Consider the following 10,588-nt stretch of genomic DNA (forward strand, 5'->3'; position numbering starts at 1 on the left):
ACGCCATCTGGGGCGGCGATGACGATGATCGTCTTGCCGGCAACGACGGCAACGACGTGATGATGGGCGGGCGCGGACGCGACGTCCTGATCGGCGCAGAGGGTGACGACACCCTGCGCGGCCATTCCGAGAACGACAAGCTGTATGCGGGGGCGGGCAACGACCGGCTGATCGGCGGGACCGGGGACGACACGCTGGCCGGGGACGTCGGCGACGACCTGCACTTCGGCGAGGCGGGGCGCGACATCCTCATCGGCGGCGCCGGGAACGACACGCTCGACGGCGGCTGGGGCGAGGATTCGATCTGGGGCAACACGGGCAATGACCTGCTGCTGGGCGGACAGGGCGCGGACATGCTGCGCGGCGGGGCCGGCGCCGACACGCTGGCGGGCGGCGATCACGACGACCACCTGGCCGGGCAGGGGGACAACGACCTGATCACCGGCGGGGCGGGCAACGACGTGCTGGTCGGGGATTGGGGCGACGACACGCTGCAGGGCGACGACGGCGCCGACCTCATCCTCGGCGGAATCGGCGCCGACCATCTGTCCGGCGGCGCGGGGGCCGATACGCTCGAGGGCGGGGACGACGCCGACTTCTTCATCTTCGCCGCGTTCGAGGATGCCGCGCCGGCCGCGCCCGACGTCATCGCCGACTTCGTGTCGGGCCAGGACCGGATCGACCTGTCGGCGCTGGGTATCGTCTCGGTGGCCGAAGGCGGCCTGACCCGCACCGCCGGCGAGGCGGTCTGGACGCGGTCGGACGACACCGTCGTCGTCCTGATCGACGGCGATGGCGACGGTCAGGCGGACATGGAAATCCGCCTGCTGGGGATCGGCGCGCTGGCGCGCAGCGATTTCATCCTGTGACCCCCGCTCTGGACGTCGTGCGGCGCTTTGCCTAGCGTCGCCCCGTACCCCAGGGAACCGCCGGATGAGACAGCAGAACATGAACCGTGATTTCGTCACCACCGCCAGCACGCTCGCCGAGGCGCTTCCCTATATGCAGCGCTATGCGGGGGCCGTCGTCGTGGTCAAGTTCGGCGGCAACGCCATGGGCGACGACGCAGCGATGGCGGAATTCGCCCGCGACATCGTGCTGATGAAGCAGGTCGGCATCCACCCGGTGGTGGTCCATGGCGGCGGCCCGATGATCAACGACCTGCTGGACCGGCTGGGGATCGAAAGCCGCTTTGTCCGCGGCAAGCGCGTGACCACCAAGGAGGCCGTACAGGTGGTCGAGATGGTGTTGTCGGGGCTGGTGAACAAGCGCATCGTGCAGGCGATCAACGATGCCGGCGGCCGCGCCATCGGCATTTCCGGCAAGGACGACGACCTGATGGTGTGCGAGGCCGACGACCCCGAGCTGGGCTTCGTCGGCCGGCCGGTGGAAATGAACGTGCAGATCATCCGCGATCTGTACATCGCCGGCCTTATCCCGGTGATCGCGCCGGTGGCGACCGGGATGGCCGACAACGAGACCTTCAACGTCAACGGCGACACCGCGGCGGGGGCCATCGCCGGCGCGCTGCAGGCCGACCGGCTGCTGCTGCTGACCGACGTGGCCGGTGTCAAGGACGGGTCGGGGCAGGTGCTGACACAGATCCATCCCGACCAGATCCGCACCATGATCGCGGACGGCACCATCGCCGGCGGCATGATCCCCAAGACCGAGACCGCGCTGAAGGCGCTCGAGGAAGGGGTGCGCGCCGTGGTGATACTCGACGGCCGCGTGCCCCATGCGACGATGCTGGAGCTGTTCACCGAACAGGGCGCCGGCAGCCTGATCCGGTCGACCGAGCCGCGGGTCAAGCCGCACGGGTTGCGGCAGGGCGGCAGCGGCTTGTGACACGCCAGAAAATCCCGCCGCACGAGGCGCTTGCGGGTTGCCGAACCGGGTGGCAGTCTGTCCCGGCACGCTTGGGGAAAGGACCAGGATGACACCGCCCGGACATTGCCGCCTGATCCTGACGCGCCACGCGAAATCCGACTGGGACGATCCCACTTTGCCCGATCACGACCGCCCGCTGAACGACCGCGGCCGCCGCTCGGCCCGGGCGCTCGGGGACTGGCTCGCCAGCCGCGGCTATGACCCCGAGGAGGTGCTGTGCTCCTCGGCCCGCCGCACCGCCGAAACATGGGAGCGGGTGTCCGAAGCGGTGTTCGAGACCCGGCCGGACCTGCGGCTGGAACCGCAGCTGTATCACGCCTCGCCCGACGTGATGCTGCGGGTCCTGCAGTCGGCGACGGCGCCGACGGTGATGATGATCGGGCACAACCCCGGGATCGCCGAGTTCGCCGCGATGCTGCCTGCCCGCCCGCCGCTGTCGCCGGAATTCCGACGCTATCCCACGGCGGCGACGCTGGTGCTGGATTTCCAGGCCGCCAGCTGGGCCGAAGTCCGGTCGGGGCAGGGCAGCGTGCTTGACTTCGTGCGCATGGACGGCCGCCCCTGACCGCGCCGATTCGGCCACGTCCTGCCCCCCGATTGTGACCGTGACGCCGCACAGCGTTGGCGAAACGGCGCAGTTACGGCGCTGTGAATTGCAATCGGCGGCACTCCGCCTATCTGCTGGTCCGGTAATCGAGCCAGAATCGCCGAGAGAGCGCCGCCCAAGGCGTCCGGCAGGACAGGAGCAGGAGTTCACCATGAATTCGACCAGGCACCCCGCCATTCACCGGCGGCGCTTCCTTGCCGCATCCGCCGCGCTGGGTGCGACGGCGGTGGCCGGCAGCGCCGCGGCGCAGGCGGTCGATCCCTATACCGGCCAGCCCCTGCAGGGCGCGCCGGCCGCTGGCGCCGCCCCCGATGCGGGCGTGGTCCAGTATGACACCCAGGACAATCGCCGCAACCAGTCCAGCTTTCGCATGCATGACTGGCGGCCGTATTTCGACAACCTGAGCAACGGCGCGATCCTGGTCGACCTGACCTCGCGCGCGCTGAGCTTCTGGTCCGAGGACGAGTCGGTGTTCCGGCTGTACCCGACCTCGATCCCGGTCAGCGACGACCTGACCCGGCGCGGCCGCACCGAGATCATCAAGAAGGTCGAGGGCCCGACCTGGTCGCCCACCCCCGACATGAAGAAGCGCAATCCCGAATGGCCCGATTTCGTGCCCGCGGGCCCGGACAACCCGCTGGGCACCCACGCGCTGTGGCTGAGCTGGCAGTATTACCGCATCCACGGCACCCACGACACGCGCAAGATCGGCCGCAAATCGTCGAACGGCTGCATCGGGCTGTATAACGAGCATATCCAGCAGCTGTTCGCGCTGACCAAGATCGGCACGCAGGTGCTGGTGATCTGACGCGGCGGTTATTCCGGCTCGGCCGCGGGCCGGGCCGGGACCACCGGCGCGGGGGTGAGATATTCGATCAGCACCCCCGAGACGTCGTCCTGGCGTTCGCCCGAGGCGAATTCCGACACCGACCAGCACATCGATTCCATCAGCGCAAAGCCCCACAGCGGCGCGTTGAGCCTCAGGATCGCGGTCAGCCCCTCTTCGCCCAGCAGCGCGCCGCGCCACGAGGTCGCGTCGGTTATGCCGTCCGAAACGGTCAGCAGCCGGTCGCCCGGGCGCAGCGTCAGTTCCAGCTGGTCATAGCGGGCGCCGGCGATCACCCCGACCGGCAGGCCGCCCTCGCCCACCCGTTCGATCGTGCCGTCGGCCCGCTGCAGCAGCGGGTAGGGATGCCCCGCCTGCACCAGCCGCATTTGCCCGGTGGGGATGTCGAGCTGGGCATAGATCATGGTGAGGTAGCTGTCGGTCTGCATCCCGTCCAGCATCGCCTCGTTCAGGGCGGCGACGAGGTCCGCAGGTGCCATCCGGCGGTCCAGCGACAGGGTTTCGATCTGGGTGGCGACGCGGGCGGTCATTAGCGCTGCCGCCACGCCGTGGCCCGAGACGTCGATGGCGTGGATGCCCACGGTGCGGTCGTCGAGCTGGTGGAAGCCCACCAGGTCGCCCCCGATCAACCCCGCCGGCCGCATCAGCAGCGACACGCGGATCGGGCCGAAGCTGCGCTGGCGTTCCCGGATCAGGGCGTTCTGCAGCTTTCGCGCCTCGCGCAGGTCGTGTTCGATCTGGCGCCGCGCCTCGTGCAGGCGTTCCAGCGCGGCCTGCAGCTTGACGTTCGCCGCCGACAGCGTGTCCTGCATGTCCAGCACCCGTTCCGCGGCGTTGAGCCGGGCGACCAGCTGCGCGCCGGAAATCGGCTTGAGCAGGAAGTCGTCGGCGCCCGCCTGGAGCCCCGCGGTGATGTCGGCAGTTTCGCTGCGCGTGGTCAGCAGGATGAAGAAGCCATAGCCGGTGCGCGGCATGTCCCGGTGTTCCCGGCACAGATCGATGCCCGAGCAGCCGCCCAGCAGCCAGTCCGAGAGGATCACGTCCGGCGCGGCCTCGCGGCACAGCCGCAGCGCGGTGTCGCCATCGGCCGCTTCGATCACGCGGTACCCGGCGCGTTCCAGCTGGACGCGCATCAGGCGGCGATGCGCCGCGCTGCCATCGGCAAGCAGCACCAGCCGCGCGAGGCTGGTCGAAGCCGCCGGGGTCGGTGACCGATTCGCAAGGTTCATGCCCTGTTCTAGCCCGCTCCGCGTGAAGGCCGGGTTAAACCGGGCATTTGAACTGTTTACGGATTCTGAAGCCCGGCGGTGCTAGGCTGTCCCGACAAGGGTGCGGACGGGGTCTGCGATGCGGGTCAGGGGCAAGGGCAGGGCGGCATGATCGACTGGGAACGGGTGACCTCGTTGCGCGACGAGGTCGGAGAGGATGAATTCCGGCCGCTGGTCGAGATGTTCCTGGACGAGATCGAGGCCGGACTGATGGCGCTGGGGTCGGCCAACCCGGTGGTGACGTGGGACAGTTTGAACCTGCTCAAGGGCTGTTCGCTGAACCTGGGGCTGACGGCGTTCTTCCGGATCTGCGACACGTGGGAAAAGCTGATGGCCAGCGGCAAGGCCGACCAACTGGAAATCGACCTGCTGCTGGCCAGCTATGCGACCTCGAAACAGCTTCTGCTGCGCGACCTGGACTGGATGACGGGGGGGCAGGGCGCCACGGGGGTGGCGTAAGGGGCCCGATCAGATCAGGAATTCGGACAGCACCGGGTCGCCGGTGATGTCGCGCCAGTCGAACCCCGCCTGAGCAAGCCGATCCGACAGGGCCGACAGGTTGGCGGGCGCGGTGGTTTCGATCCCGATCAGCACCGAGCCGAAGTTGCGCGCCGATTTCTTGAGGTATTCGAACCGGGCGATGTCGTCGTCGGGGCCGAGCAGGTTCAGGAACTCGCGCAGGGCACCGGGGCGCTGCGGCAGCCGCAGAATGAAATATTTCTTGAGCCCCGCCCAGCGCTGCGACCGCTCGCGCACCTCGGGCAGCCGCTCGAAGTCAAAATTGCCGCCCGAGACGATGCACACCACGCGCCGGCCGGCCAGCCGGCCCCGGTCGGACAGGTCGCGCAGCGCATCGATCGCCAGCGCGCCGGCGGGTTCCAGCACGATGCCTTCGGTGTTCAGCATCTCGACCATCGTGGCGCTGATCCGGTCCTCGGGCGCGGCGATCACGTCCTCGGGCGCGAATCGGGCCAGCATGGCGAAGGGCAGGTCGCCGATCCGCGCCACCGCCGCGCCATCGACGAAGTTGTCGACGCGGGGCAGGGTCACCGGCTCGCCCGCCACCAGCGCGGCATGCAGGCTGGTGCCGCCCATCGGCTCGACAAAGGCGAATTCGGCGGCCGGGGCGCGCTCGGCCAGCAGGCTGGTGATGCCGGCCGCCAGACCGCCGCCGCCGACCGGCAGCACCACCAGATCGGGCGGGCCGTCCATCTGCGCCAGCATCTCCAGCGCGACGGTCGCCTGCCCCTCGATAACGCGGGCGTCGTCGAAGGGCGACAGGAAGATGGCGCCCTGCTGCGCGGTATATTCCTGCGCGGCTTTCAGCGTCTGGTCGAAATAGTCGCCGTTCAGCACGATCTCGATCGCGTCGCCGCCAAAGTGGCCGGTCTTGTCGATCTTCTGCCGCGGCGTCGTCACCGGCATGAAGATCGTCCCCTTGGCGCCGAAATGCCGGCAGGCATAGGCCACGCCCTGCGCGTGATTGCCGGCGCTGGCGCAGACGAAATGCACCCCCGGGCCGCCCTTGGCATGGCGCATCGCGTTGAAGGCGCCGCGCAGCTTGTAGCTGCGGACCGGCGTCAGATCCTCGCGCTTGAGCCAGATGTCGGCGCCGTAGCGGTCCGACAGGTGATCGTTGCGCAAGAGCGGCGTCGGTTCGAACAGCGCCCGCAGGGCTGTTTCGGCGGCAGCGACAGAGGCGGCACGATTGGTCATGTCCCCGCCGATGCCGCGAAACGCGCGGCTTCGCAAGGGTCAGCGCAGCGGCCGGCCCTGGACGTAATGGCCGTAAAGCGTGGTCAGGACGCTGATGGTGACAAGCGCCAGCCCGCCCTGCAGCAGAAGTTGCGTCAGCAACAGCGTCAGCCCTGCCGCCGGGCGGATGTGGCCGCCAGGGCCGACCATCGCGCCCGCGACGAGCCGCAGCACCCCCAAGGCGATCAGTTGCAGCAGCTGCATGAGGACGGCCAAGCCGGCGAGGGTCGGCCAGCTGCCGCGCATCGCGGCAAAGGCGCCCGAGATTGTGGTGCCGATCGCCAGCGCCGGCAGCATGGCCAGCAGACGCATCCCCAGCGTGGAGACGATCAGGCCCATGACAAGCCCGAGGCCGGTCACAAGCCCCCGCGGCGGCGCGCCGTTGACGGCCAGCGTGCGCGAGACGCCCAGGCCGACGAGGCTCAGCATCAGCGCGACCAGGATCAGCACGATGATCAGCGGCAACGACTGCAGGACATAGCCCAGCGTCTCGCGCCGATGCAGGGACGGCAGCCAGCCGAAGCGCTCGCCCAGCAGGACCATGCGGTGAAAGTTCACCGCGATCCAGGTGGTCAGCAGCAGGACGACCAGGACCAGCAGCAGCAGGATGACGCGCGGCCCGCCCGGCCCCCAGGCCGCAACCTGTCGCATCTGCAGCAGGGCCAGCGTCACCACCACCGCCCCGATCGCCAGCGGCAGGGCGATGATGCGCATCACCTGCCCGGCATTTCCGATCACCTGCCACAGCGCGTGGTTGAGGATTCGCAGTGGCTTCATCGTCAGTTCTCCTCCGCCCGTCGGAGCGCCTGTCGAGGCCCGGAAATTACCGGCCCGCGCCCCTTGTGACAATGCGCGATCCGGCCTATTCCCGGCCCGATTTCACAGGGGGCCCGCCATGTCCAGCACGCCGAAGAAAGTCGTTCTCGCCTATTCGGGGGGCCTCGACACCTCGATTATCCTGAAATGGCTGCAGACCGAATATGGCTGCGAGGTCATCACCTTCACCGCCGATCTGGGCCAGGGCGAGGAACTGGAGCCGGCGCGGGCCAAGGCCGAGCTGCTGGGGATCAAGCCCGAAAACATCCATATCGAGGACGTGCGCGAGGAATTCGTGCGCGACTATGTCTTCCCGATGTTCCGCGCCAATGCGGTCTATGAGGGGCTGTACCTCCTGGGCACCTCGATCGCGCGGCCGTTGATCGCCAAGCGGCTGGTCGAACTCGCGCACCAGCACGGCGCCGACGCGGTGGCGCATGGCGCGACCGGCAAGGGCAACGACCAGGTGCGGTTCGAGCTGTCCGCCTATGCGCTGGACCCGGCGATCAAGGTGATCGCGCCGTGGCGGCTGTGGGACCTGACCAGCCGCACCAAGCTCATCGAGTTCGCCGAGCAGAACCAGATCCCGATCGCCAAGGACAAGCGCGGCGAGGCGCCGTTCTCGGTCGATGCGAACCTGCTGCACACCTCGTCCGAGGGCAAGGCGCTGGAAAACCCCGCCGAAGAGGCGCCGGAATACGTCTACGCCCGCACGGTCAGCCCCGAGGAGGCGCCCGACCAGCCGGAATATATCGAGATCACCTTCGAAAAGGGCGATCCGGTGGCGATCGACGGGCAGGCGATGTCGCCCGCGACGATCCTGACCCGGCTGAACGAATATGGCCGCAAGCACGGCATCGGGCGGCTCGATTTCGTGGAAAACCGCTTTGTCGGGATGAAGTCGCGGGGCATCTACGAAACCCCCGGCGGCACCATCCTGCTGGAGGCGCATCGGGGCATCGAGCAGATCACGCTGGACAGCGGCTCGGGTCATCTCAAGGACGGGCTGATGCCGCGCTATGCCGAGCTGATCTATAACGGCTTCTGGTTCAGCCCCGAACGCGAGATGCTGCAGGCGCTGATCGACAAGTCGCAGGAGTATGTCTCGGGGACGGTGCGGCTGAAGCTGTACAAGGGCTCGGCCCACACGGTCGGGCGCTGGTCGGACCAGTCGCTTTACAGCGAGGCGCATGTGACCTTCGAGGATGACGCGGGCGCCTATGACCAGAAGGACGCGGCGGGCTTCATCCGGCTGAACGCGCTGCGGCTGAAGCTGATCGGCAACCGCAACGCGCGGGTGAAGTAGGCCGCGCGGCCGGTCGGGCCGGGGCGATATTCGCGGCGGCCCGGGTGGCGGGCCGTCTTGCAGGGCGCGGCGGTTTCGCCTATCAGGCCTGCACCTCACGGCGGCGGGTTGGCGGAGAGGTTACGCAGCGGATTGCAAAGCCCCGCTGGAACCCCGCCAAAACAACGCCCTAGCCCCGAAAAGTTATCAGGACAAAACGGCAACGGACCGTGAACCTGATAACCACCTTTTCGGCGGTGATCTGACCCCCGAAAACGAAAACCCCGGCGCGCTGGCGGGCGCAACCGGGGCTGATCTGGTGTCCATTGCAGAACACCGGGATGATACCCTGAACCGCCGGGCGGCCGCAATAGCCTTGGCCGACGCCGCGGCGGATTGTCCGCCGGAAATCCGCGCCCGGCTGCTGGAGCGGCTGCTGGACCAGTTCCGCCCCGCCTGGCCGATCCCCGCCTTCATGGGCCGGGTCATGGAGGAAGCCGGGTTCTGGGCCGACATGGCTTCGCGGGCCGAGCTGAAAGCCTATGCGCTCGCCTGCTACCGCCGGATGCCGCCGCAGGATCGGGTCGCCTTCATCGACTTCCTGGCGGAGGGCCGGGCATGAGTGCCAACGCCGTCACCGATATGTGGGTCTCGCGCCAGATCGGCCCGTTCGTGGTGGACTTCTACCCCGACGACGAGGGCGAAGGCGTCACCCTCTACATCTGGAAGAACGAACACCGGGACACCGGATATTCGGTCGGCTGTAAGAACCGGGATCAGGTTCGGGCCGTGATTGCCGAGGTGGAGGCGGTCGCGCGATGAACAGTTTTGCCGACATGGCTGACATGGATCGCCGCCACCAGGAATCGGTCGGCTACCGGCGCGACGCTGGCGGCCCGTCCGCCGAAGGTCAGGCGTCCCGGTTCTACAGCGCCGCCGATCTGGAAGGCCGTCCCGTGCCGCAACGGCAATGGCTGGTCCACAACATGGTGCCCATGAAGACTGTCACGCTGTTCGGCGGTGACGGCGGCACCGGCAAGTCGCTGCTGGCTCTGCAACTGGCGGTCAGCGCAGCCACCGGCCGGGCGTGGATCAACGAGGGGGTGCCGAAAGGTCGGGCGTTGTTCCTCTCGGCCGAGGATGACGACGACGAGCTGCACATGCGGCTCGCGGACATCTGCCGGGCGATGGGACTGCGCCTCGCTGATCTGGGCAGCCTCACCCTGCGGTCGCTGGCGGGCGAAAACGCCCTGCTGGCGATGGAGGCGAGCAACCTTGACGCCCGGCTGGGCCTGGTCAAGTCGGCGCTGTTCGATGAGATCGAGGCGCGGGCGGCCGAGGAACAGCCGTCGCTGATCGTGCTGGACACGCTGGCCGACATGTTCCCGGCCAACGAGAACGACCGCGCGGCGGTGCGCCAGTTCATCGGCATCCTGCGCGGCCTCGCCCTGCGCCAGAAATGCGCGGTGATCCTGCTGTCACACCCGTCGCTCACCGGCCTGACCAGCGGGACAGGAACCAGCGGCAGCACCGCCTGGAACAACAGCGTCCGGTCGAGGCTCTACCTGGAGCGGATCGTGCAGGACGGCTACGAGGCCGACCCCGACAAGCGCATCCTGTCCACCAAGAAGGCCAACTATGGCCGCGTCGGGGCCGAACTGTCCGTCACCTGGCAGGCGGGTGTGTTCGTCCGGGATGCCGAGCCGCAGGGGTTGGACGCGCTGGCCGCGGGGGCCAAAGCCGAACGGGTGTTCCTCTCGCTGCTGGCCGAGTTCACCGACCAGGGGCGCTATGTGAGCGCCACCCCGTCCGTGACCTATGCACCGGCCCTTTTCGCCAAGCATCCGAAGTCCGAGGGCTGCACCAAGCGGTCTCTGGCGTCGGCGATGGAGGCCCTGCTGTCGCGGGGGACCATCGTTATCGGGCAGCACGGGACCGGCTCAAAGGCGCGCTCGCACATCGAAAAAGCAGGGTGCAACCCCCCGGGCAACGCCGAGTGCAACGAGGGTGCAACGCCAGGGGTATTAGGGGAGAGTGTCGCCCCCCCGTTGGCGGGGGGGCGACACTCTCCCCTAGTACCCCTGGCGTTGCACCCGCCCCCGGCGGCGGGGTGCCCGCCG

General features: G+C 68.4%; 12 protein-coding genes. 9 read left to right on the forward strand and 3 right to left on the reverse strand.

From position 1 onward, the window contains the following. From IC63_RS15425 to IC63_RS15440, 4 genes are all read left to right on the forward strand, one after another. Positions 1 to 869: calcium-binding protein (locus IC63_RS15425; RefSeq protein ID WP_036722059.1), on the forward strand; the 869-nt coding region annotated here is incomplete at its 5' end. A gap of 79 nt (positions 870 to 948) precedes the next feature. After that, positions 949 to 1,848: an acetylglutamate kinase gene (gene argB, locus IC63_RS15430; RefSeq protein ID WP_036722076.1), complete on the forward strand. Its 900-nt coding sequence runs from the start codon at positions 949 to 951 to the stop codon at positions 1,846 to 1,848. An 88-nt stretch (positions 1,849 to 1,936) separates the two neighbouring features. Then, on the forward strand, positions 1,937 to 2,455 hold the full coding sequence (locus IC63_RS15435; protein WP_036722061.1) for a SixA phosphatase family protein: 519 nt from the start codon (positions 1,937 to 1,939) through the stop codon (positions 2,453 to 2,455). Positions 2,456 to 2,648: 193 nt separating this feature from the next. Beyond that, positions 2,649 to 3,305 carry a L,D-transpeptidase gene (locus tag IC63_RS15440; protein WP_036722063.1) on the forward strand — a complete coding sequence of 219 codons (657 nt, stop codon included), beginning with the start codon at positions 2,649 to 2,651 and terminating at the stop codon, positions 3,303 to 3,305. A gap of 8 nt (positions 3,306 to 3,313) precedes the next feature. On the opposite strand, the gene IC63_RS15445 is transcribed toward IC63_RS15440, so the two are convergent. Further along, a complete protein-coding gene (locus tag IC63_RS15445) occupies positions 3,314 to 4,573 on the reverse strand; it encodes a PP2C family protein-serine/threonine phosphatase (RefSeq protein WP_052042307.1) in 1,260 nt (419 codons plus the stop codon). A gap of 147 nt (positions 4,574 to 4,720) precedes the next feature. On the opposite strand from IC63_RS15445, the gene IC63_RS15450 reads away from it, so the two are divergent. After that, the gene (locus IC63_RS15450) at positions 4,721 to 5,071 is read left to right on the forward strand and encodes a hypothetical protein (protein WP_036722065.1); all 351 of its coding nucleotides are present in this window, start codon (positions 4,721 to 4,723) and stop codon (positions 5,069 to 5,071) included. A gap of 9 nt (positions 5,072 to 5,080) precedes the next feature. Here the strand turns inward: IC63_RS15450 and ilvA are convergent, their stop codons facing one another. Then, positions 5,081 to 6,328, reverse strand: a complete 1,248-nt coding sequence (ilvA, locus tag IC63_RS15455) for a threonine ammonia-lyase IlvA (RefSeq protein ID WP_036722080.1) — start codon at positions 6,326 to 6,328, stop codon at positions 5,081 to 5,083. A 39-nt stretch (positions 6,329 to 6,367) separates the two neighbouring features. Next, on the reverse strand, positions 6,368 to 7,144 hold the full coding sequence (locus IC63_RS15460; protein WP_036722068.1) for a hypothetical protein: 777 nt from the start codon (positions 7,142 to 7,144) through the stop codon (positions 6,368 to 6,370). A gap of 118 nt (positions 7,145 to 7,262) precedes the next feature. Here IC63_RS15460 and IC63_RS15465 point away from each other — a divergent pair, with 118 nt between their 5' ends. From IC63_RS15465 to IC63_RS15480, 4 genes are all read left to right on the forward strand, one after another. Beyond that, on the forward strand, positions 7,263 to 8,489 hold the full coding sequence (locus IC63_RS15465; protein WP_036722070.1) for an argininosuccinate synthase: 1,227 nt from the start codon (positions 7,263 to 7,265) through the stop codon (positions 8,487 to 8,489). Positions 8,490 to 8,787: 298 nt separating this feature from the next. Next, a complete protein-coding gene (locus tag IC63_RS15470) occupies positions 8,788 to 9,090 on the forward strand; it encodes a hypothetical protein (RefSeq protein ID WP_156965520.1) in 303 nt (100 codons plus the stop codon). Beyond that, positions 9,087 to 9,290, forward strand: coding sequence for a hypothetical protein (locus IC63_RS15475; RefSeq protein ID WP_036722074.1), 204 nt, complete (start codon positions 9,087 to 9,089; stop codon positions 9,288 to 9,290). Before IC63_RS15470 ends, IC63_RS15475 begins: the two co-directional genes overlap by 4 nt. 14 nt (positions 9,291 to 9,304) lie before the next feature. Then, the coding region (locus tag IC63_RS15480) for an AAA family ATPase (RefSeq protein WP_232222642.1) at positions 9,305 to 10,588 on the forward strand (1,284 nt) is incomplete at its 3' end.

Origin of the sequence: Paracoccus sphaerophysae (assembly GCF_000763805.1) — a bacterium.
Taxonomy (GTDB): domain Bacteria; phylum Pseudomonadota; class Alphaproteobacteria; order Rhodobacterales; family Rhodobacteraceae; genus Paracoccus; species Paracoccus sphaerophysae.

What these genes read in the sequence shown, in the direction of transcription:
- ilvA (WP_036722080.1), bottom strand. Translation starts at nt 6,328, where the DNA reads ATGACCAATCGTGCCGCCTCTGTCGCTGCCGCCGAAACAGCCCTGCGG.
- IC63_RS15435 (WP_036722061.1), top strand. Translation starts at nt 1,937, where the DNA reads ATGACACCGCCCGGACATTGCCGCCTGATCCTGACGCGCCACGCGAAA.
- IC63_RS15450 (WP_036722065.1), top strand. Translation starts at nt 4,721, where the DNA reads ATGATCGACTGGGAACGGGTGACCTCGTTGCGCGACGAGGTCGGAGAG.
- IC63_RS15440 (WP_036722063.1), top strand. Translation starts at nt 2,649, where the DNA reads ATGAATTCGACCAGGCACCCCGCCATTCACCGGCGGCGCTTCCTTGCC.
- IC63_RS15465 (WP_036722070.1), top strand. Translation starts at nt 7,263, where the DNA reads ATGTCCAGCACGCCGAAGAAAGTCGTTCTCGCCTATTCGGGGGGCCTC.
- IC63_RS15475 (WP_036722074.1), top strand. Translation starts at nt 9,087, where the DNA reads ATGAGTGCCAACGCCGTCACCGATATGTGGGTCTCGCGCCAGATCGGC.
- argB (WP_036722076.1), top strand. Translation starts at nt 949, where the DNA reads ATGAACCGTGATTTCGTCACCACCGCCAGCACGCTCGCCGAGGCGCTT.
- IC63_RS15460 (WP_036722068.1), bottom strand. Translation starts at nt 7,144, where the DNA reads ATGAAGCCACTGCGAATCCTCAACCACGCGCTGTGGCAGGTGATCGGA.
- IC63_RS15445 (WP_052042307.1), bottom strand. Translation starts at nt 4,573, where the DNA reads ATGAACCTTGCGAATCGGTCACCGACCCCGGCGGCTTCGACCAGCCTC.